Genomic DNA, 247 nt, shown 5'->3' with positions numbered 1-247 from the left:
TCTACGATGATCATCAAAAACCACGATGTGATTGGGATAGAAGATTTGCAAGTATCCAATATGTTACAGAATCACAAGCTCGCGAAAGCGATTCAAGAAGTATCTTGGTCACAATTCAGAGCGATGTTTGTGTATAAGGCAGAGTGGTATGGAAAACAAGTTGTCGTGGTATCCAAAACATTCGCCAGCTCTCAACTTTGTTCGCATTGTGGCAACAAAAACAAAGACGTGAAAGATCTAGAGTTGC

1 protein-coding gene is annotated in these 247 nt (G+C 40.5%); it reads left to right on the top strand.

The window, feature by feature from the left end:
- Positions 1 to 247: zinc ribbon domain-containing protein (locus CN288_RS28000; protein WP_141528043.1), on the top strand; the 247-nt coding region annotated here is incomplete at both ends.

Origin of the sequence: Bacillus sp. AFS023182, from assembly GCF_002560575.1 — a bacterium.
Lineage (GTDB): Bacteria > Bacillota > Bacilli > Bacillales > Bacillaceae_G > Bacillus_A > Bacillus_A arachidis.
This window is presented reverse-complemented; position numbering and strand designations above follow the sequence as displayed.